This is a genomic window from Streptomyces sp. KPB2 (genome assembly GCF_003950055.1).
GTDB lineage: Bacteria > Actinomycetota > Actinomycetes > Streptomycetales > Streptomycetaceae > Streptomyces > Streptomyces salinarius.
In genome coordinates, this window is sequence record NZ_CP034353.1 from 647,779 (window position 1) to 667,729 (window position 19,951).

Below are 19,951 nucleotides of genomic sequence, written 5' to 3' on the forward strand. Positions count from 1 at the left end.
CGCGCTCACGGCGCCACCCCCGTGGACGCCCTGACCGCGTGCCGCGCGGTCTCCCCCGTCGTGCTCGTGCGGGAATCCTGGGCGATGCTGGGGCTGTGGTGCAACGGAGTTTCCCGACCGGCCAACGCCGGGGAACGCCCTCGGAAACGGGCGGATCGCGGAGATTACCGAGCGGGAACGTCCCGATATGCATCCTTGTGCGGAGCGGCACGAGGGTCTTGGGTGGGACGGGTGTGCCGGCCCGGCCCACCGCAGAAGGGCCGGCGGCATGGTGGAATCTCAGGAGGATCCCGACATGTCAGATCCGGTTGGTGGCTGTGTCCGGCCACGTACCGCCGTCAGTGAGGCCGAGGTCGAGGCGCTGGTCCGCGGCATCTGCTTCAAGACCGGTCCGCCCAGGCTCCTCGGCGTCGAGGTGGAATGGCTGGTCCACGAGCTGCGCGCGCCGCGGCTCCCCGTGTCACCCGAACGGCTCCGCGCGCTCTACACCGCCCTGCGGGGCGTGCCCCTGCGGTCGGCGCTGACCGTCGAGCCCGGCGGCCAGCTGGAGCTGAGCTCGCTGCCCGCCGCGTCCCTGATGGAGTGCGTCCGCTCCGTCTCCGCCGACCTCGACGCCGTGCGCGCCGTACTGCGCGAGGACGGCCTGGCCCTGGTCGGCCTAGGCCACGATCCCTGGCACCCGCCGCGCCGCTATCTGCGCCGGCCGCGCTACGACGCCATGGAGGCCTGTCTCGACCGCACCGGTCCCGGTGGCCGGTTCATGATGTGCGCCTCCGCCTCGGTGCAGGTGTGCGTGGACGCGGGGCACGAGGAGCCGGGGCCGCTGGGTCACGTACGCCGGTGGTGGCTGGCCCACCATCTGGGCGCCGTGCTGCTGGCCGCGTTCGCCAACTCCCCGCTGTCCGGCGGCCGGCCCACCGGCTGGCGGTCCACCCGGCAGCTGAGGTGGACGCAGATCGGCAGCGGCCGGGCGGGCGGCCCCGCGCTGGACTCCGACCCCCGCGGCGCCTGGACCCGGCACGTGCTGGACGCCCCGGTGATGTGCGTACGCCGCGACGGCGGGCCCTGGGACGTGCCGGAGGGCCTGACCCTGCGGGAGTGGACCCGTGAGCTGGTGCCGAGGCCGCCGACCCGGGAGGACCTCGACTACCACCTGACCACGCTCTTCCCGCCGGTCAGGCCGCGCGGCCACCTGGAGCTGCGCATGATCGACGCGCAGCCCGGGGACGACGGCTGGATCGTGCCGCTGGCGGTGACCGCCGCGCTGTTCGACGACCCGGAGGCCGCCGAGACCGCCTACCGTGCCGTCAAGCCGCTGGCCGAGCGCACCCTCGGCCTGCCCGCGCCGCACAACCCGCTGTACGAGGTCGCGGCCCGGGACGCCCTGACCGATCCGGAGCTGCGCGAGGCGGCCGTCGTCTGCTTCACCGCGGCGCTCGCCGCGCTCCCCCGGCTCGGCGCGACGGCCGACGTGACGGACGCCGTCGCCGGGTACCTGGAGCGCTACGTCCTCAGGGGGCGCTGCCCCGCCGACGATCTGCTGGACATGCCGGGCGGCGTCGGCGCCGGCCCGCACGGGAGGGAGACCCGCTCATGACCGACCCCGCTGACGCGACCACGACCCCCACCGCCGAGGCCCTGCGGGAGCGGGCCCTGACCACGCTCGTCACCGCGCGGGAGCGCACCACGCTGCTGACCGGCTCCGTCGACGGCCCCGACCTGACCGCCCAGGTGTCGCCCCTGATGTCCCCGCTCGTGTGGGACCTGGCGCACATCGGCAACCAGGAGGAGCAGTGGCTGCTGCGCGCGGTCGCCGGGCAGGAGGCGATACGCCCGGAGATCGACAGCCTGTACGACGCCTTCGAGCATCCCCGCTCCGAGCGGCCGAGCCTGCCGCTGCTGTCGCCCGAGGAGGCCCGCCGGTACGCGGCGGACGTGCGCGGACGCGCCCTGGACGTGCTGGAGCGCACCGCGTTCGAGGGGACGCGGCTGACGGAGGCGGGCTTCGCCTTCGGGATGATCGCCCAGCACGAGCAGCAGCACGACGAGACCATGCTGATCACGCATCAGCTGCGCAGGGGGCCGCAGGTCCTGACCGCGCCCGATCCCGATCCGGCGGAGCTGTTCACCGGACCGGCCGAGGTCCTGGTGCCGGGCGGCCCGTTCACGATGGGCACGTCGACCGAGCCGTGGGCGCTGGACAACGAACGCCCCGCGCACCGGCGCGAGGTCGCGCCGTACTTCATCGACACCGTCCCCGTGACCAACGGCGCCTACCAGGCGTTCATCGACGACGGCGGCTACGACGACCCCCGCTGGTGGACCCCCCGGGGCTGGGACCACGTCCGCCGGCACTCCCTCACCGCCCCGCTGTTCTGGCGCCGGGACGGCGGGCAGTGGCTGCGGCGCCGCTTCGGGATCACCGAGGCGGTCCCGGCCGAGGAGCCGGTGCTGCACGTGTGCTGGTACGAGGCCGACGCCTACGCCCGCTGGGCGGGACGCCGGCTGCCCACCGAGGCCGAGTGGGAGAAGGCCGCGCGGTGGGACCCGGCCGGCGAGCGGGCCATGCGCTACCCGTGGGGCGACGCCGACCCCGGCCCGGAACACGCCAACCTCGGGCAGCGGCACCTGCGCCCGGCACCCGCGGGCAGCTACCCGGCCGGCGAGTCGCCGCTCGGCGTACGGCAGCTGATCGGCGACGTGTGGGAGTGGACGTCGAGCGACTTCGCCCCGTACCCGGGCTTCCGGGCGTTCCCGTACCGGGAGTACTCGGAGGTGTTCTTCGGCCCCGACTACAAGGTGCTGCGCGGCGGTTCCTTCGCCGTGGACGCGGTGGCCTGCCGGGGCACGTTCCGCAACTGGGACTATCCGATCCGGCGGCAGATCTTCTCCGGGTTCCGCACGGCCCGCTCGGCGGAGGCTGCCTGATGTGCCGGCACCTGGCCTACACGGGCCCCGGGGAACCGCTCGGCGCGCTCCTGGTGGCGCCGGCGCACGGTCTGTACCGCCAGTCCTGGGCGCCCCGGCACCAGCGGTACGGCACGGTGAACGCCGACGGGTTCGGCGTCGGCTGGTACGCCGAGGGCGACCCGGTCCCGGCCCGGTACCGCAGGGCGGGGCCCATCTGGGCGGACCAGTCCTTCGCCGACCTGGCCCGCGTCGTGCGCGCCGGTGCGCTGCTCGCGGCCGTACGGGACGCGACGCTGGCCGGCGCCGACGCGGAGGCGGCCGCCGCGCCGTTCGCCGCGGGGACCTGGCTGTTCAGCCACAACGGCGCCGTGCCGGGCTGGCCGGAGTCGCTGGCGCCGGTGGCCGCGACGCTGCCGCCCGGGGAGCTGCTGTCGCTGGAGGCGCGCAACGACTCGGCGCTCGTGTGGGCGCTGGTGCTGGCCCGGCTGCGCGCCGGGGACGACGAGGGCCGGGCGATGGCCGAGACGGTGCTGGAGGTCGCCGCGGCGGCCCCCGGCTCCCGGCTCAATCTGCTCCTCACCAACGGCTCCACCGTCACCGCGACGACCTGGGGCGACACCCTGTGGTACCTGGCCCGTCCGGGCGGCGGCACGGTCGTCGCCTCGGAGCCCTACGACGACGACCCCGGCTGGCAGGAGGTCCCCGACCGCACCCTGCTGACCGCGAGCCGCACCGACGTGCGGCTCACCCCGCTCAAGGAACCGGGCGAGACCGCCCCCGCAGACGCTTCCGTCTCTTCGAAGGAGCCCCGCACGTGAGCCAGTTCCGTCTGACCCGGACGCTGCCCGAGGACGCCACGGACGCCGCGCTGCGCGCCGACGTCCTGGCGGGCCTGACGAGCACGCCCAAGTGGCTGCCGCCGAAGTGGTTCTACGACGCACGGGGCAGCGAGCTGTTCGAGGCGATCACCGCGCTGCCCGAGTACTACCCGACGCGGGCCGAGCGGGAGATCCTCGTCGACCGGGCCGGCGAGATCGCGGACGCGACCGGGGCCCGCACCCTGGTCGAGCTGGGCTCCGGCTCCTCGGAGAAGACCCGCGTCCTGCTCGACGCGCTGACCGAGCGGAACGGGCTGCGCGGCTACGTACCGGTCGACGTGAGCGAGAGCGCCCTCACGCAGGCCGGGCAGGCGCTCGTCGCCGAGCGTCCCGGCCTCCAGGTGCACGCGCTGATCGCCGACTTCACCGGAGGGCTCACGCTGCCCGACACCCCGGGCCCCCGGCTGGTGGCGTTCCTCGGCGGCACCATCGGCAACCTGCTGCCCGAGGAGCGCGGCGCGTTCCTGGCCTCCGTCCGCGCCCTGCTCTCCCCGGGCGACGCCCTGTTGCTGGGCACCGACCTGGTCAAGGACGAGGGTGTGCTGGTCCGCGCGTACGACGACGCGGCCGGGGTGACGGCCGAGTTCGACAAGAACGTGCTGTCGGTGGTGAACCGCGAGCTGGAGGCCGACTTCGCGCCCGCGGCGTTCGAGCACGTGGCGCTCTGGAACGCCGAACGGGAGTGGATCGAGATGCGGCTGCGCTCGCGCACCGCGCAGACCGTCAAGATCCAGGCGCTCGACCTGGTCGTGGACTTCGCGGAGGGGGAGGAGTTGCGCACCGAGGTGTCCGCGAAGTTCCGGCGGGAGGGCGTGCGGGCCGAGCTGGAGGCCGCCGGGTTCGGTCTGGCCCACTGGTGGACGGACCGGGAGGGGCGCTTCGCCCTCTCGCTGAGCGTGGCGCGCTGAGGTGCGGCGGGGCGGGACCGTCGGATCGGTCCCGCCCCGCCGCGGTCAGCGCGTGTTGGGGTCCAGCAGTTCGGTGATGCGGTCGGACGCCTTCCTGGCCTCCGACTTCGCGTCCGCCCCCTTGAGCACCTTCGTCATGTACGCCTTGATCGGGTTGTCCGCCTCGACGGCGCCCCACTGCGGCGTACCGGGGGTCGCCCGGCCCTGTGCGGCGCCGGCGGCCATGGCCTCGGCCCCTTCCTCGCCGGAGACGGCCTCAGCGAGCGTCTTCTTGTTGGGGACGTAGTTCATGGTGCGGGCCAGGTCGGTGTTCCACTTCTCGCCCGCGAGCGCCTCGACCACGGCGAGGGCGCCCTCCTCCTGGTCGGTGTTCTTCGGGACGACGAGGTCGGAGCCGCCGGTGAAGACGGCGCCGGGCTTGTCGGCGCTCTTGCCGGGCACCGGGAAGAACCCGATCTTGCCCTTGAGGTCGGGGTTCTCGCGCAGCACGGACTGTGCCTGGCCCGGTACCGCGATGATCTGCGCGACCTGGCCCTTGGCGAAGACCCCGGCCTGCGGCGGGTGTTCCTCGTCGGCGTCGACCGGTCCGTCGCCCAGGGCCTGGAGTTCGCGGTAGAAGTCCATGCCGCGCAGGGCCGCGCCGGAGTCGAGGGCGCCCGTCCAGACACCGCCCTCGCCGGCCTGGGTGGCCAGTTCGCCGCCCTCGTCCCAGATGAAGCCGGAGAGCGTGTACCAGTCCTGGCCGGCCAGGTAGATGCCCTGGTCGCCGTTCTTGTCGAGCTTCTCGGTGGCGTCGAGCCACTCCTCGCGGGTGCGGGGCGGTTCGTTGATGCCGGCCCGCTCGAAGAGGTCCTTGCGGTAGATGACGACGCGGTTGGCGGCGTACCAGGGCACGCCGAACTGCTGGGACATCCACTGCCCCGGTTCGGCGAGGCCCGGCAGCCAGTCGCGGATGCCCCAGTCCCGCATCGACTCCAGGGTCAGGTCCTGCAGCCGTCCGCCCTCCGCGTACTGCGGGACCTGGGTGTTGCCGACCTCGATGACGTCGGGGCCGTCCGAGCCGTCGGCCTTCAGCGCGGCCTGGACCTTGTCGCCGATCCCGGTCCACTCCTGGATGCGGATGTCGAGGTCGAGGTCGGGGTGGTCGGCCTCGAAGCCCTCGGTGAACCGCTTCAGGAAGTCCTGGGAGGCGCTGTCCTTCATCAGCCAGACGGTGACGGTGTGCCGATCGCCCCCGCCGTCCTGCGAGATCAGGCCGCAGCCGCTGAGCACGGAGGCGGACACACAGACAAGGGCGAGGAGGCGACGTCTCACGAGGGGTCCTTCTGACTGACGAACAGAGGCGGAGGCAGGTGCGTCCTGCACACGCGAAGGGAGACCCGACGTGGGGGACGAGCCCGAGGCTCGAACGGGTGTCAGGGATTTTGGTATGGACCATTACAAAGGTCAAGGGGAGCTACCGGGAGGATTCCGCCCCGAAGGTCGATGCCTCGCGCTCCGTCCCGACTTGGGGCACGGTGGAGTGACGCAGGGCACACGGCTGTCCTGGGAAGGGAGCACCCGCATGTCGAACCACACCTACCGGGTCACCGAGGTCGTCGGCACCTCGCCCGACGGCGTCGACCAGGCCGTCCGCAACGCCATCACCCGCGCCTCGCAGACCCTGCGCAAGCTCGACTGGTTCGAGGTGACGCAGGTGCGCGGCCAGATCGAGGACGGGCAGGTCGCGCACTGGCAGGTCGGTCTCAAGCTCGGCTTCCGCCTGGAGGAGTCGGACTGACTCAGGTGCGCCCCTCGCGCTCCTGCGCCACGCGCAGCTCGGCCGACCGGGCCGCCCAGCGGGCCCGGAGCACGGTGAAACCGGCCCGCTCCGCGTCGTCGCAGACCAGCTCGTCGTCGTCCACCAGGACCCGCACCTCGCGGGTCCGCGCGAGGCGCCGCAGGATCTCCAGCTTGGTGCGCCGGGCGGGCCTGCGGTCGGCGTTGCCGCGCATGTGCACGGCACCCTCGGGCAGGCCGTGCGCCGCCAGCCAGTCGAGGGTGTCGCGCCGGCAGCGCTCGGGCCGGCCGGTCAGATAGACGATCTCGCACTCCTTCGCGCTCTCCCGCACCAGTGCGATGCCCTCCGCGAGCGGCGGATCGTGCGGCGCGGCCGCGAAGAACGCGTCCCAGTCGCGCGGCCGGCGCTCCAGGAACCGCTGCCGGTGCGCGGTGTCGGCGAGGGTGTTGTCCAGGTCGAACACGGCCACCGGGGCCTTGTCGCTGTCGTTCACGCGTTCACCCTAGAGGGCGCCGCCGGGAAAGCGGCACCGGACTTCCGCGCCGGAGACCGGGTCCGGGAATCTGTGCCGGGCGCGGGCGTTGAACATCATGTGACCTCCTCGATCGCCACCACCCGCTTCTCCGTCCTCGACCGCTCCCGCATCCGCGCGGGCCGCAGCGCCGGGGAGGCGCTGCGCGACACCGTGGAGCTGGCGCGGGAGGCGGAGCGGCTCGGCTACCACCGGTTCTGGGTCGCGGAGCACCACGGCGTGCCCGGCGTGGCCGGGTCGGCGCCGACCGTCCTCGCGGCCGCCGTGGCCGGGGCGACGCGGACCATCCGCGTCGGCACCGGGGGCGTGATGCTGCCCAACCACCGGCCGCTGGTCGTCGCCGAGCAGTTCGGCGTGCTGGAGTCGCTCTTCCCCGGCCGGATCGACATGGGGCTGGGCCGCTCGGTGGGCTTCACCGACGGCGTCCGCCGGGCGCTGGGCCGGGAGAAGGACGACGCGGAGGACTTCGACGCGCAACTGGCCGAGCTGCTCGGCTGGTTCCGCGGCACCTCGCCCACCGGCGTGCACGCGCGCCCCGCGGAGGGGCTGACCGTACCGCCGTTCGTGCTGGCGATGGGCGAGGGCGCGGCCGTCGCCGCGCGGGCCGGCCTACCGATGGTCATCGGGGACCTGCGCGACCGGGACCGGATGCGCCGCGGCATCGACCGCTACCGCGCCGGGTTCCGCCCCTCCGAGTGGAGCGCGGAGCCGTACGTCGTCGTCTCCGGCACCGTGGCGGTGGCCGCGACGCCCGAGGCGGCCCGGCGGCTGCTCGTCCCGGAGGCGTGGTCCATGGCACACGCCCGCACGCGCGGCTCCTTCCCGCCGCTGGCCCCGGCCGAGGAGATCGAGGCCCGGACGATGACCGGCAAGGAACGCGACCTGTACGACGCGGGTCTGGCGGGTCACGTCGCCGGCACGGAGGAGCAGGTCGCCGACGAGCTGGAGACGCTCGTGAAGGAGACGGGCGCGCAGGAGGTCCTGGTCACCACCAGCACCTACGACCGCGAGGCGCTGCTCGACTCCTACCGGCGGCTCGCCCGTGTCACCGGCACCGGACCGTTCGCCGCCCCGGCATAGAATCGCGGGGTTTGTCCCCCCACCGTACGGAGTTCCCCGCGATGCACAGCCCCCACGACCCGTACGTCCGCGTGCGCGACGCCCGTGAGCACAACCTGAAGGGCGTCGACGTGGACGTCCCCCGGGACGTGGTGGCGGTGTTCACCGGCGTCTCGGGGTCGGGGAAGTCGTCGCTGGCCTTCGGGACGGTTTACGCGGAGGCGCAGCGGCGCTACTTCGAGTCGGTCGCGCCGTACGCCCGTCGGCTCATCCACCAGGTGGGCGCGCCGAAGGTGGGCGAGATCACCGGGCTGCCGCCCGCCGTGTCGTTGCAGCAGCGGCGGGCGGCCCCGACGTCCCGCTCGTCGGTGGGGACGGTCACCAACCTCTCCAACTCCCTGCGGATGCTCTTCTCCCGCGCTGGCGACTATCCGCCGGGCGCCGAGCGGCTGGACTCCGACGCCTTCTCGCCGAACACGGCGGCCGGTGCCTGCCCCGAGTGCCACGGGCTCGGCCGGGTGCACCGCACCACCGAGGAGCTGCTGGTCCCGGACCCCTCGCTGTCGATCCGGGACGGCGCGATCGCCGCGTGGCCGGGCGCCTGGCAGGGCAAGAACCTGCGCGACGTGCTGGACGCGCTCGGGTACGACGTGGACCGGCCCTGGCGCGAGCTGCCCGCCGAGGCGCGGGAGTGGATCCTGTTCACCGACGACCAGCCGGTGGTCACGGTGCACCCGGTGCGGGACGCGGGGCGCATCCAGCGGCCGTACCAGGGCACGTACATGAGCGCCCGGCGCTATGTGATGAAGACCTTCGCGGACTCGAAGAGCGCCACGCTGCGGGCGAAGGCGGAGCGGTTCCTGACCAGCGCGCCCTGTCCGGTGTGCGGTGGCGGCCGGCTGCGGGCCGAGTCCCTCGCGGTGACCGTCGGCGGCCGCACCGTCGCCGAGCTGGCCGCCCTGCCGCTCACCGAGCTGGCCGCCGTGCTGCCGACCGAGGGCGAGACGGCCAGGGTGCTGACCGAGGACCTCACCTCGCGGATCGCGCCCGTCGTCGAGCTGGGACTCGGCTATCTGAGCCTGGACCGCCCCACGCCCACCCTGTCGGCGGGCGAGCTGCAGCGGCTGCGGCTGGCGACCCAGCTGCGCTCCGGGCTGTTCGGGGTGGTGTACGTCCTCGACGAGCCCTCCGCGGGGCTGCACCCGGCGGACACCGAGGCGCTCCTGACGGTGCTGGCGCGGCTGAAGGCGGCCGGGAACTCGGTGTTCGTGGTGGAGCACCACCTGGCAGTGATGCGCGGCGCCGACTGGATCGTGGACGTCGGTCCGCTGGCCGGCGAACACGGCGGGCGGGTGCTGTACAGCGGCCCGGTCGACGGGCTGGCCGGGGTCGCGGAGTCCGCCACCGCCCGTCACCTCTTCGGCCGCTCCCCCGCGCCCGCGCGCGAGGTACGTGTGCCGCGGGGCACGGTGACGGTCGGTCCGGTGACGCGGCACAATCTGCGCGGGGTGACCGCGCGGTTCCCGCTCGGGGTGCTCACCGCCGTGACGGGCGTGTCGGGCTCCGGGAAGTCGACGCTGGTCGGCGAGATCACGGAGGACCTGGCGGGGGTGGACCGGCTGGTCTCCGTCGACCAGCGGCCGATCGGCCGCACCCCGCGCTCCAACCTGGCGACCTACACGGGACTGTTCGACGTCGTGCGCAAGGTCTTCGCCGCCACCGACCAGGCGCGGGAACGCGGTTACGGCGTGGGCCGGTTCTCCTTCAACGTGGCGGGCGGGCGCTGCGAGACCTGCCAGGGCGAGGGTTTCGTCAGCGTCGAGCTGCTGTTCCTGCCGAGCACGTACGCGCCGTGCCCCGACTGCGGCGGGGCCCGCTACAACCCCGAGACGCTCGAAGTGACGTACCGGGGGCGGAACATCGCCGAGGTGCTGGACCTGACCGTGGAGGGCGCGGCGGAGTTCTTCGCGGACACCCCGGCGGTGGCCCGCAGTCTGGCCGCGTTGCTGGACGTCGGTCTCGGCTATCTGCGGCTCGGCCAGCCGGCGACGGAGCTGTCCGGCGGGGAGGCGCAGCGCATCAAGCTGGCGAGCGAGTTGCAGCGCGGGCGGCGCGGTCACACCCTGTACCTGCTCGACGAGCCGACGACCGGTCTGCACCCGGCCGATGTCGAGGTGCTGATGCGGCAGTTGCACGGTCTCGTCGACGCCGGGCACACGGTGGTCGTGGTCGAGCACGACATGGGTGTGGTGGCCGGCGCCGACCATGTGATCGACCTGGGTCCCGGCGGCGGCGACGCGGGCGGCCGGATCGTGGCCGCGGGGACGCCCGTCGAGGTGGCGGCCGCCGAGGGGAGTGCCACCGCTCCCTATCTGGCCCGGGCCCTGGACGGCGGGAAGCGCCGGTGAAGCCGGTTCACCGGCGCACGGTCCCGCGCTGACGTCGGGGGACGGTCACTCGCGGCCCCGCCGCTTGCCGCCCTGCCGGGTCTCGTCCTCGGTGAAGGTTTCGGTCTCGGCCTCGATGCGCTCCTTGCGGACCTGGCCGCGCACCGTCTCGTTCTCCGTGAGTTCCTCCGTGGTCATCCGGACGCGCTCCACCGGCACCGTCTCCGTCTCCACGACGGGGCGCTCCGCGTGCAGCGTGACCTCGTGCTCGGCCTCGCTGATCTCGGGCCCGGCCATCGCCTCGTCACGGTTGGCGTCCGTGATCGGCTCGCGCACCACGCGCACTTCCTCGTGGGTCACCGGGACGGTCTGCTGCACCTCTTCCGTGACGACGTACTTGCGGAGCCTGGCCCGGCCCGACTCGTGGCGTTCCACGCCGACGCGCATCTGCTCCTCGGAGCGGGTCATGGCCTCGTCACCGCGCATGGCCTCGCGCCGCGCGGCGTCCTCGCGGCCGGTCGTACCGCCCGGCGTCGTGCCGGCCACGCCCGCGGCACCCGCCGCTCCGGCGGCTCCGGCGGCTCCGGCGGTGCCCGCCGGGCCCGGGCCCGCGGCGTAGCGTCCGTCGTCGGTGCGCTCGGCCTCGGACAGCACACTGTCCCAGTTGATGCCGTAGTAGTCGTAGAGCCGGTGTTCCTCGGTCTCCGACAGATGGCCGCCCGCGTCGACGTCGACAGAGGGCGCGCCCTTGACCTGGTCCTTGCCGTAGGGAACCTCGAGGTGGTCCTGGACCAGCGCGGCGTCGCGAATGGGCACGAAGGACTCGGCGGAGCCGAACATGCCCGTCTTGACGCTCACCCACTCGGGGCGCCCGGTCATGTCGTCGAAGAAGACATGCTTCGCGTCGCCGATCTTGTTGCCGTCCCCGTCGTAGACCGGTTGGTCCAGGACGTTGGCGATCTCTTCACGGGTGATCATCTGCCATCACCCTCCTTTCGGGTGCCTGCTTTCCGATTGTCCGCATCCAGCGGGGAGGAAACGGCACAAACATCACAAACTGCACATACTTTTCGAATGTGCTTTCCCCTGGTGACCGTGGACCTCGTGCTCCGCGGCCCGGGCCAGAGAGCGACGGTCGGGGTGACGGCCCGGTGGCAGGGCCGAACACACCTCCACCTCGGCGGTCAGTCCCCGCGCCGACGCCACCCGCCAGAGGGAGGCGAGCAGCGTGTCCGCGCCGACGAACGCGGGCGTCGTGCTCACCGCCCGCTCCCCGGCCAGGTAGCGGATCCGGACCGGCTGGACCGGCACCCCGGCGTCCAGGGCCGCCTGGAACACCGCCCGGCTGAACGGTCCCCGGGCGCGTCCGCACCAGGTGCTGCCCTCGGGGAAGGCCGCCACCGCGGCGCCCGCGCCCAGGGCCCGGGCGATCGCGTCGACCGTGTGCGGCAGGGCCCGTATCCGGTCCCGTTCGACGAACAGCACCCCGGCGCGTGCGGCCGGCCCGCCCGCCACCGGCCAGCGCCGGATCTCGCTCTTGGCCAGCATCCTGGCGGGCCGTACGGCGGCGAGCAGCGGGACGTCGAGCCAGGAGACGTGGTTGGCGACGAGGAGCAGGCCGCCCCCGGGCGCGGCGGCGCCGGTGACGCGGACCCGGACGCCCGCGGCCCGTACGACCCACCGGCACCAGTTGCGCACCAGGGCGGCGGGCAGCCTGCGCCGCAGGCCGGACGGCGCCAGTACGGCGGCGAACCCGGCGAGGAGGAGCGCGGCGACCGCGGTGAGCCGCAGCGCGGCGCGCGGCACGGCCGCAGCGCCGCGGGACGGTTCCACGCACGCCCCGGGGGTGCAGGGCGCGACGGGCAGCCAGCCGCTCACCGGGCCGGGACCAGCGAGAGGAAGTGGCGCAGATAGCGCGGGTCGACCCGGCTCATCGGCAGCAGCACGTACAGGTCGGCGACGCCGAAGTCGGCGTCGTGGGCGGGCTCCCCGCACACCCAGGCACCGAGCCGGAGGTAGCCGCGCAGCAGCGCCGGCAGGTCGATGCGCGCGGCGGGCGCCGCCGGGCGCGGGACCCAGGGCAGCAGCGGCCGTACCCGGTACTCCTCGGGCGCCAGGTGCTTGGCCCGCACCCGGTCCCAGGTGCCGGCGGCGAGGCTTCCGCCGTCGGCCAGCGGGAGGGAGCAGCAGCCCGCCAGCCACTCGTGGCCCCGGTCGGTCATGTAGCGGGCTATCCCGGCCCAGATGAGGCCGATGACGGCACCGTCGCGGTGGTCGGGGTGCACGCAGGACCGGCCGACCTCCACGAGTCCGGGCCGGATCGCGGCCAGCGACGCGAGGTCGAACTCGTTCTCGGCGTACAGCCGTCCGGCGACCGCCGCGCGCTCGGGGGGCAGCAGCCGGTAGGTTCCGACGACCTGCCCGGTCGTCTCCTCGCGCACGAGCAGGTGGTCGCAGTACGCGTCGAAGGGGTCGACGTCGTGTCCGGGCTGCGGGCTCGCCAGCAGCGCGCCCATCTCCCCGGCGAAGACGTCGTGCCGCAACCGCTGTGCGGCGCGTACGTCGTCCTCGTCACGGGCGAGGGTGATCGTGTAGCGGCGGGGCGTGGCGGGCTGCTTGGGGCGGTCAGCGGTCAGTACGCCGGTCATGGGTGCTCTCCTGGGCCGGGGACGGGTCCGCCACAGTTCTTTCGACACCGGCTGTACTGCACATGACGACTGCCCGGAGCACGGATGTGCGCTTCCTGAATGCCGGGCTCCCGGACAGGGGTTGCGGGCAAGCGAAACGGGGCCGGGAGGAGCACCTCTCCCGGCCCCGTCCGTCCGCACCTGTCGGCGAACGTCGTGGGGGGCTACTTCTTGGCCACCTTGCGCGCGGCCCGCAGCCACTCCTTGTTCATGCTGGTGATGGACATCAGCGGAATGCCCTTCGGGCAGGCGGTCGCGCACTCGCCGGTGAGCGTGCACCCGCCGAAGCCCTCGGCGTCCATCTGCCCGACCATGTCGAGCACCCGCGTCTCCCGCTCGGGCGCGCCCTGCGGCAGCACGTTCAGGTGGTTCACCTTCGCGGAGGTGAACAGCATCGCCGCGCCGTTCGGGCACGCGGCGACGCACGCGCCGCAGCCGATGCACTCCGCGTGCTCGAAGGCGAGGTCGGCGTCCGGCTTCGGCACCGGCGTGGCGTGCGCCTCCGGCGCGCTACCGGTGGGCGCGGTGATGTAGCCGCCGGCCTGGATGATCCGGTCGAAGGCCGAGCGGTCGACGACGAGGTCCTTGACGACCGGGAACGCGGAGGCCCGCCAGGGCTCGATGTCGATGGTGTCGCCGTCCTCGAAGGACCGCATGTGCAGCTGGCAGGTGGTGGTGCGCTCGGGGCCGTGGGCGTCGCCGTTGATGACCAGCGAGCAGGCGCCGCAGATGCCCTCGCGGCAGTCGTGGTCGAAGGCGACCGGGTCCTCGCCCTTGAGGATGAGTTCCTCGTTGAGGGTGTCGAGCATCTCCAGGAAGGACATGTCGCTGGAGATTCCGTCCACCTCGTACGTGGACATGGCGCCGTCGGCGTCGGCGTTCTTCTGCCGCCAGACGCGCAGGGTGAGCTTCATGCGTAGCTCCGCTGGGTGGGGTGGACGTACTCGAAGACCAGGTCTTCCTTGTGCAGGGTGGGGGCCGCGCCGGTGCCGGTGAACTCCCAGGCGGCGGCGTAGCCGAACTCGTCGTCCTTGCGGGCCGCCTCGCCGTCGGGGGTCTGGGACTCCTCGCGGAAGTGGCCGCCGCAGGACTCGGAGCGGTGCAGCGCGTCGAGGCACATCAGCTCGGCGAGTTCCAGGTAGTCGACGATGCGGTTGGCCTTCTCCAGCGACTGGTTGAACTCCTCGCCGGTGCCGGGGACCTTGATGCGCCGCCAGAACTCCTCGCGGATCTGCGGGATGCGCTCCAGCGCCTTGCGCAGTCCCGTGTCGGTGCGGGCCATGCCGCAGAACTCCCACATCAGCTCGCCGAGTTCGCGGTGGAAGGAGTCCGGGGTGCGGTCGCCGTCGACGGACAGCAGCAGGTTCAGCCGGTCCTCGGTCTCGGCCAGCACCTCCTGCACCACCGGGTGCTCGTCGTCCACGTCGTCCCGGTGAGGAGTGCGCGCGAGGTAGTCGTTGATGGTGGCCGGCAGCACGAAGTAGCCGTCGGCCAGGCCCTGCATCAGCGCGGAGGCGCCGAGCCGATTGGCACCGTGGTCGGAGAAGTTGGCCTCGCCGACGGCGAACAGGCCGGGGATCGTGGTCTGGAGGTCGTAGTCGACCCACAGGCCGCCCATCGTGTAGTGCACGGCGGGGTAGATCCGCATCGGTACCCGGTACGGGTCCTCGTCGGTGATCCGCTGGTACATGTCGAAGAGGTTGCCGTACTTGGCCTCGACCGCCTTGCGCCCCATGCGCTTGATGGCGTCGGCGAAGTCCAGGTAGACGCCCTGGCCTCCGGGGCCCACTCCCCTGCCCTCGTCGCAGACGTTCTTCGCGGCGCGGGAGGCGATGTCACGCGGGACCAGGTTGCCGAAGGACGGGTAGATGCGCTCCAGGTAGTAGTCGCGCTCGTCCTCGGGGATCTTGTTCGGCGGCCGGTCGTCGCCCTTGGCCTTGGGCACCCAGATCCGGCCGTCGTTGCGCAGCGACTCGCTCATCAGCGTCAGCTTGGACTGGTGGTCACCGGTGCGCGGGATGCAGGTGGGGTGGATCTGTGTGAAGCAGGGGTTGGCGAAGTACGCGCCGCGCCGGTGCGCCCGCCAGATCGCGGTCGCGTTGGAGTTCATGGCGTTGGTGGAGAGGTAGAAGACGTTGCCGTAGCCGCCGCTGGCCAGGACGACGGCGTCGGCGAAGTAGGTGTCGATCTTCCCGGTGATCAGGTCGCGGGCGACGATGCCGCGGGCCCGGCCGTCCACGACGATCAGGTCGAGCATCTCGGTGCGCGCGTGCATCTCGATGTTGCCGGCCGCGATCTGCCTGCTGAGCGCCTGGTAGGCGCCGAGCAGCAGCTGCTGGCCCGTCTGGCCGCGGGCGTAGAAGGTGCGGGAGACCTGCACACCGCCGAAGGAGCGGGTGTCGAGCAGTCCGCCGTACTCGCGGGCGAAGGGCACGCCCTGCGCCACGCACTGGTCGATGATCTCGACCGAGATCTGCGCCAGCCGGTGCACGTTGGACTCGCGGGAGCGGAAGTCGCCGCCCTTGACGGTGTCGTAGAACAGGCGGTGGATCGAGTCGCCGTCGTTGCGGTAGTTCTTCGCCGCGTTGATGCCGCCCTGGGCGGCGATGGAGTGGGCCCGGCGCGGGGAGTCCTGGTAGCAGAACTGGACGACGTGGTAGCCCTGTTCGGCGAGGGTGGCACCGGCGGAGCCGCCCGCGAGGCCGGTGCCGACGACGATGACGGTCTTGCCGCGCCGGTTGGCGGGGTTGACCAGCTTCGCCTCGAAACGGCGCGTGTCCCAGCGCTCGTTGACGGGTCCGGCGGGGGCCTTGGTGTCGGCGACCGGCTCCCCGGTCGTGTAGTCGGCGTAGGTTGTCATGTCAGCTCACCACTCCGGTCATGACGCCCACGGGTACGGCGATGAAACCGATCGTGAGCAGCAGCGCGAGGACGTTCGCGGTCGTCTTCAGGGCCCGGTCGCGGGTGCGGCTGCCGGCGCCGAGGGTCTGGGCGGCGCTCCAGAAGCCGTGCCGGATGTGCAGGCCGAGGGCGAGCATCGCGAGGATGTAGATGACGTTGCCGTACCAGGTGGAGAAGGTGTCCACGACGTTCTGGTAGGGCTTGCCGGTCTCGAAGCCGCCGGAGTGCACGGTGCCGGTGGTCAGGTCGAGGAGGTGCCAGACGATGAAGAGGCCGAGGATGATCCCGCCCCAGCGCATGGTGCGCGTCGCGTAGCTGGAACGGGGCTTCTTGTGCACGTACTTGCTGGGCCGCGCCTTGATGTCGCGGCGGCTGAGCTGGTACGCGGAGACGGCGTGGGCGACGACGGCGACCACCAGCACGACGCGGATCAGCCAGAGCGTCCACTCGTAGTGCATGAACGGTTCGCCGACCGTGCGCAGCCAGTGGGCGTAGTGGTTGAACTCCTCGGTCCCGAAGAAGATCTTCAGGTTCCCGATCATGTGGGCGACCAGGTAGAGCAGCATGACGAGACCGCTGACCGCCATCACTGTCTTCTTGCCGACGGTCGAGTCCCACACGGTGCGCGCCATGGACGGCCGTCGGTCCGTCCGCGTTGCCAGAGCCATGTCACAGGACGTTACGGGGACCAGGGCCCATCGGTCCAAGACATGGAACGCCTGGATTCCATAGGGCCTGCCTATCGACCGCGTATGCTCACGGTATGCAGTTGCAACAGCTCCAGTACTTCGTCGCGGTCGCCGAGACCCGGCACTTCACCCGGGCCGCCGAGGTGGTCCACGTGGCGCAGCCCTCGCTGTCGCAGCAGATCAAGGCGCTGGAGCGGGAGCTGGGCGCCGACCTGTTCCTGCGGGCGCGCGGCAACATCACCCTCACCGACGCCGGGGAGGCGCTGCTGCCGCTGGCCCGGCGCATCCTGGCGGACGCGGACACCGCGCGGCACGAGGTGCTGGAGCTGGCGCAACTGCGCCGCGGCCGGGTCCGGCTGGGCGCCACCCCGAGCCTGTGCACCGGCCTGCTCCCGGACGTGCTGCGTGCCTTCCACGACCGCTATCCCGGCATCCAGCTGCTGATCGAGGAGAGCGGCTCGCACGATCTGGTGCGGGAGTTGGCGCGCGGCGCGCTGGACCTGGCCCTGGTGGTGCTGCCGCTGCCCACCGCGTCCCCGGCGCTGACGACGGTCGAGCTGCTGCGGGAGGACCTGGTGGTGGTGTCGTCCCCGGAGGCGCCCCGGCCGGGCGGCGGGCGCCGTGCCGTGCGCATCACCGACCTGGAGGGCGAGCGGCTGGTGATGTTCCGGCACGGCTACGACCTGCGGGAGCTGACCGTGGCCGCGTGCCGCTCGGCCGGGTTCGAACCGGACTTCGCCGTGGAGGGCGGGGAGATGGACGCGGTTCTGGGGTTCGTGCGGGCCGGGCTCGGCCTGGCGGTCGTCCCGCGGATGGTGGCCGCCCGCTCCGGGCGCGGGCTGCGGGTGACCCCTCTGGCCCGGCCCGGCCTGTACCGGACCATCGCCCTCGCCCACCGCAGCGACGTGGCTCCGCCGAGGGCGGCACGGGAGCTGCAGCGGATGCTGCTGGAGCGGTGACGGGCGGCCCCGGCCCCGCCCGTCAGACGAGCGCGGCCGGCCTGAGGACCTCCTCGCACCAGCGGCGGAAGCTCGTGGGCGCGGTGTCCGGGGTGCTGGGCTCGGCCGCGCCGTAGAAGCCCTGGGCGTCCATCGCCGAGGCCATGTCGGCCAGGCCCTGGGCGCTCGCCTCGCTCGCCCCGAACCGCAGGGCGGACGCCCGGTACGCCTCCGGGGTCGTCTCCCGTACCCGTACCGGACGGCTCAGCACCTCGGACAGCACCTCCGCCATGCCCGCGGGGGTCAGGGCGTCGGGGCCGACCACGGGGACGTCGGAACGGCCGGTCCAGGTGTCGTCGAGGAGCAGACGGGCGGCCGTGGCGGCGATGTCGGCGGTGGCGCAGGTCCGCAGGACGCGGTCCGCGGCGTACGCCATACGGAACTCGCCGGTGTCGCGGAGGGCGGCGGCCTGGCCGAGCAGGTTCTCCATCAGGAAGGGCGGGCACAGGGCGCGGTAGTGCACGCCGGTGGCCGCGATCCGGTCGTCCATGGCGAGGGAGGCGGTGATCGGTCCGGCGTCCTTGGCCACGCCGCGGCCCAGGCTGGAGACGGCGACCACCCGTGCGACGCCCTGCCGCTCGATCGCCTCGCACAGCGGCAGCGTGAAGTCGCGGAAGTGTCCCTCGACGCTGTCGGCGCCGGGCGCGGGCGGCACCAGCCAGAACACCTGGCCGGCACCCTCGCAGGCGGCGCCCAGGACGTCGGGGTCGGCGTGCGAGCCCCGGAACACCTCGGCCCGCTCCCGGGCCCGGGCGGTGAGGCGTGCGGGGTCGCGGGCGATCACGCGGACCGCGGTCCCGTCGTCCCGGGCGTCGAGGGCGTCCAGGACGTTGTCGAGGACCTGTCGGCCGATTCCGCCGGTCGGGGTGGTGAGGACGATCACGAGCACAACTCCGGTTCAGGGAAGGAGAAGAGAGGGATCGCGCCGGGGCGGGAATCTCGTTCCGCTCGCTTCCCGGCGCTCTCCCATCCTGTGCGCCGGCCCGGCGGAACTGAAGGATCGGCCGGATCCGGCTTGTTACCCTGAGGGCAATACCGGGCGGCATCGGACGGCGGGAGGCGGAGCGTGGAGTCGCGAGCCCTGCGCTACTTCGTGGCGGTCGCCGAGGAACTCAACTTCGCGCGCGCCGCCGAGCGGCTGGGCATCTCCCCGCCGCCCCTGTCCAGGGCGATCCGCCGCCTCGAGGCCGAGCTGGGCGTCACCCTGTTCGAGCGGACCACGCACAGTGTCACCCGGACCCCGGCCGGGGACGTCCTGCTCGCGGAGGCCCGCGTCGCGCTGGACGCCCTGGAGGCCGCGGGGCGCCGGGCCAGGCGCGCGGCCGAGGAACCGAAGCTGGTGCTGGCCGTGAAGGCCGACGGGGACGCGGGGCTGCTGGAGCCGATCCTGGCGCGTTACGCGGCCGAGCCCGGGTCCGTACCGGTCGCCGTCCGGCTGTGCGGGTGGCGGGAACAGCCGGGGCTGCTGCGCAGCGGCGAGGCGGACGTGGCCCTGGTCCACGCGCCGTTCGACCGTACCGGCCTGGACACGGAGACGCTGGCCGCCGAACCACGCGTCGCCGTCCTCGCCGCGGACCATCCGCTCGCCGCCCGCGACCGGCTGGAGCTGGCCGACCTCGGCCTGGACGCCGGCAGCGTGGAGCGGCACATCGACGAGGCCGCGCGCGGTCACGGCGACCTGGCCCAGGTGCTCACGGCCGCCTCCCTGGGCAAGGTCGTCACCCTGCTGCCCGCGTCGGTGACCGCCCGCTACCCACGCCCGGGCCTCGCCTACCGCCCGGTCCTGGACGCCCCACCGGTCGTCCTGGCCCTCGCCTGGCCCCAACAGTCCCGCTCCACGGCCACCGCGGCCCTCGTCCGCACGGCAACCGAGATCGCCGAGGCGGCCCGCGCGGGGACGTGACCGGGTCGCCGGGGCAGGAGCAGAGCCCCCACGCTCGGAGGAGAGCCGAGCCGCCCACGGCTGGGCTCACGCTGGACCCGGGCCGTCCCGGGGCTGGGATGTGCCGCGCGGGCACATGCGGCAAGGCGTGCGTCGCGGCCCGGCCGCTCGGTACGGAGCCTGAGACGACCGTGACGGACCCCGGGCCGACCCGCTCGGGCCGACCGCAACGAACCCCGGACCCACCGGCTCAGGCCAACCGCAACGAACCCCCGGCCGACCAGCTCGGGCCGACCGTGACGGACCCCGCACCCACCGGCTCGGGCGGTCGGTGCCGGAC

The 19,951-nt window shown here is 73.2% G+C and carries 18 protein-coding genes; 9 read left to right on the plus strand and 9 right to left on the minus strand.

All coding sequences use genetic code 11. From position 1 onward, the window contains the following. Positions 1–295: 295 nt before the first annotated feature. From egtA to egtD, 4 genes are read left to right on the plus strand one after another with little or no spacing between them, the layout of a single operon-like run. Entirely contained in the window at positions 296–1,597 is a 1,302-nt protein-coding gene (gene egtA / locus D1J63_RS02985) for an ergothioneine biosynthesis glutamate--cysteine ligase EgtA (RefSeq protein ID WP_125627599.1), read from the plus strand. Beyond that, entirely contained in the window at positions 1,594–2,928 is a 1,335-nt protein-coding gene (egtB, locus tag D1J63_RS02990; RefSeq protein ID WP_125627600.1) for an ergothioneine biosynthesis protein EgtB, read from the plus strand. The genes egtA and egtB overlap by 4 nt, the downstream gene beginning before the upstream one ends. Next, the gene (gene egtC / locus D1J63_RS02995) at positions 2,928–3,728 is read left to right on the plus strand and encodes an ergothioneine biosynthesis protein EgtC (RefSeq protein ID WP_125627601.1); all 801 of its coding nucleotides are present in this window, start codon (positions 2,928–2,930) and stop codon (positions 3,726–3,728) included. Before egtB ends, egtC begins: the two co-directional genes overlap by 1 nt. Further along, positions 3,725–4,696, plus strand: a complete 972-nt coding sequence (gene egtD, locus D1J63_RS03000; protein WP_125627602.1) for an L-histidine N(alpha)-methyltransferase — start codon at positions 3,725–3,727, stop codon at positions 4,694–4,696. The genes egtC and egtD overlap by 4 nt, the downstream gene beginning before the upstream one ends. A 45-nt stretch (positions 4,697–4,741) precedes the next feature. Here the strand turns inward: egtD and D1J63_RS03005 are convergent, their stop codons facing one another. Continuing rightward, complete coding sequence (locus D1J63_RS03005) at positions 4,742–6,010, minus strand: extracellular solute-binding protein (RefSeq protein WP_125627603.1); 1,269 nt, start codon at positions 6,008–6,010, stop codon at positions 4,742–4,744. A 250-nt stretch (positions 6,011–6,260) separates the two neighbouring features. Here D1J63_RS03005 and D1J63_RS03010 point away from each other — a divergent pair, with 250 nt between their 5' ends. Then, a complete protein-coding gene (locus D1J63_RS03010; protein WP_030399431.1) occupies positions 6,261–6,476 on the plus strand; it encodes a dodecin in 216 nt (71 codons plus the stop codon). A 1-nt stretch (position 6,477) separates the two neighbouring features. Here D1J63_RS03010 and D1J63_RS03015 read toward each other — a convergent pair whose 3' ends face one another. Then, the gene (locus D1J63_RS03015; protein ID WP_102930372.1) at positions 6,478–6,969 is read right to left on the minus strand and encodes a hypothetical protein; all 492 of its coding nucleotides are present in this window, start codon (positions 6,967–6,969) and stop codon (positions 6,478–6,480) included. Positions 6,970–7,068: 99 nt separating this feature from the next. On the opposite strand from D1J63_RS03015, the gene D1J63_RS03020 reads away from it, so the two are divergent. Continuing rightward, positions 7,069–8,088 (plus strand): LLM class flavin-dependent oxidoreductase, encoded by a 1,020-nt coding sequence (locus D1J63_RS03020; protein ID WP_125627604.1) that lies wholly within the window; start codon positions 7,069–7,071, stop codon positions 8,086–8,088. 41 nt (positions 8,089–8,129) lie between these two features. Continuing rightward, the gene (locus D1J63_RS03025; RefSeq protein WP_125627605.1) at positions 8,130–10,475 is read left to right on the plus strand and encodes an excinuclease ABC subunit UvrA; all 2,346 of its coding nucleotides are present in this window, start codon (positions 8,130–8,132) and stop codon (positions 10,473–10,475) included. A 45-nt stretch (positions 10,476–10,520) separates the two neighbouring features. Here D1J63_RS03025 and D1J63_RS03030 read toward each other — a convergent pair whose 3' ends face one another. From D1J63_RS03030 to D1J63_RS03055, 6 genes are all read right to left on the minus strand, one after another. Then, complete coding sequence (locus D1J63_RS03030; RefSeq protein ID WP_125627606.1) at positions 10,521–11,432, minus strand: PRC and DUF2382 domain-containing protein; 912 nt, start codon at positions 11,430–11,432, stop codon at positions 10,521–10,523. 72 nt (positions 11,433–11,504) lie between these two features. Further along, positions 11,505–12,332 (minus strand): lysophospholipid acyltransferase family protein, encoded by an 828-nt coding sequence (locus D1J63_RS03035; RefSeq protein WP_125627607.1) that lies wholly within the window; start codon positions 12,330–12,332, stop codon positions 11,505–11,507. Next, positions 12,329–13,102, minus strand: coding sequence for a GNAT family N-acyltransferase (locus D1J63_RS03040; protein WP_125627608.1), 774 nt, complete (start codon positions 13,100–13,102; stop codon positions 12,329–12,331). Before D1J63_RS03040 ends, D1J63_RS03035 begins: the two co-directional genes overlap by 4 nt. 203 nt (positions 13,103–13,305) lie before the next feature. Continuing rightward, a complete protein-coding gene (locus tag D1J63_RS03045; protein ID WP_125627609.1) occupies positions 13,306–14,055 on the minus strand; it encodes a succinate dehydrogenase/fumarate reductase iron-sulfur subunit in 750 nt (249 codons plus the stop codon). Beyond that, positions 14,052–16,001, minus strand: a complete 1,950-nt coding sequence (locus D1J63_RS03050) for a fumarate reductase/succinate dehydrogenase flavoprotein subunit (RefSeq protein ID WP_125627610.1) — start codon at positions 15,999–16,001, stop codon at positions 14,052–14,054. The genes D1J63_RS03045 and D1J63_RS03050 overlap by 4 nt, the downstream gene beginning before the upstream one ends. 1 nt (position 16,002) lies before the next feature. Then, positions 16,003–16,674 carry a succinate dehydrogenase gene (locus D1J63_RS03055; protein WP_125635137.1) on the minus strand — a complete coding sequence of 224 codons (672 nt, stop codon included), beginning with the start codon at positions 16,672–16,674 and terminating at the stop codon, positions 16,003–16,005. Positions 16,675–16,805: 131 nt separating this feature from the next. Here D1J63_RS03055 and D1J63_RS03060 point away from each other — a divergent pair, with 131 nt between their 5' ends. Beyond that, complete coding sequence (locus D1J63_RS03060; RefSeq protein ID WP_102928197.1) at positions 16,806–17,690, plus strand: LysR substrate-binding domain-containing protein; 885 nt, start codon at positions 16,806–16,808, stop codon at positions 17,688–17,690. Between the two features lie 22 nt (positions 17,691–17,712). On the opposite strand, the gene D1J63_RS03065 is transcribed toward D1J63_RS03060, so the two are convergent. After that, complete coding sequence (locus tag D1J63_RS03065; RefSeq protein WP_125627611.1) at positions 17,713–18,612, minus strand: NAD(P)H-binding protein; 900 nt, start codon at positions 18,610–18,612, stop codon at positions 17,713–17,715. Between the two features lie 183 nt (positions 18,613–18,795). On the opposite strand from D1J63_RS03065, the gene D1J63_RS03070 reads away from it, so the two are divergent. Then, the gene (locus D1J63_RS03070; protein ID WP_125627612.1) at positions 18,796–19,632 is read left to right on the plus strand and encodes a LysR family transcriptional regulator; all 837 of its coding nucleotides are present in this window, start codon (positions 18,796–18,798) and stop codon (positions 19,630–19,632) included. The last annotated feature ends 319 nt before the right edge of the window (positions 19,633–19,951 follow it).

What these genes read in the sequence shown, in the direction of transcription:
- D1J63_RS03040 (WP_125627608.1), bottom strand. Translation starts at nt 13,102, where the DNA reads ATGACCGGCGTACTGACCGCTGACCGCCCCAAGCAGCCCGCCACGCCC.
- D1J63_RS03010 (WP_030399431.1), top strand. Translation starts at nt 6,261, where the DNA reads ATGTCGAACCACACCTACCGGGTCACCGAGGTCGTCGGCACCTCGCCC.
- D1J63_RS03060 (WP_102928197.1), top strand. Translation starts at nt 16,806, where the DNA reads ATGCAGTTGCAACAGCTCCAGTACTTCGTCGCGGTCGCCGAGACCCGG.
- D1J63_RS03045 (WP_125627609.1), bottom strand. Translation starts at nt 14,055, where the DNA reads ATGAAGCTCACCCTGCGCGTCTGGCGGCAGAAGAACGCCGACGCCGAC.
- D1J63_RS03030 (WP_125627606.1), bottom strand. Translation starts at nt 11,432, where the DNA reads ATGATCACCCGTGAAGAGATCGCCAACGTCCTGGACCAACCGGTCTAC.
- egtB (WP_125627600.1), top strand. Translation starts at nt 1,594, where the DNA reads ATGACCGACCCCGCTGACGCGACCACGACCCCCACCGCCGAGGCCCTG.
- D1J63_RS03055 (WP_125635137.1), bottom strand. Translation starts at nt 16,674, where the DNA reads ATGGCGCGCACCGTGTGGGACTCGACCGTCGGCAAGAAGACAGTGATG.
- egtC (WP_125627601.1), top strand. Translation starts at nt 2,928, where the DNA reads ATGTGCCGGCACCTGGCCTACACGGGCCCCGGGGAACCGCTCGGCGCG.
- D1J63_RS03025 (WP_125627605.1), top strand. Translation starts at nt 8,130, where the DNA reads ATGCACAGCCCCCACGACCCGTACGTCCGCGTGCGCGACGCCCGTGAG.
- egtA (WP_125627599.1), top strand. Translation starts at nt 296, where the DNA reads ATGTCAGATCCGGTTGGTGGCTGTGTCCGGCCACGTACCGCCGTCAGT.
- D1J63_RS03050 (WP_125627610.1), bottom strand. Translation starts at nt 16,001, where the DNA reads ATGACAACCTACGCCGACTACACGACCGGGGAGCCGGTCGCCGACACC.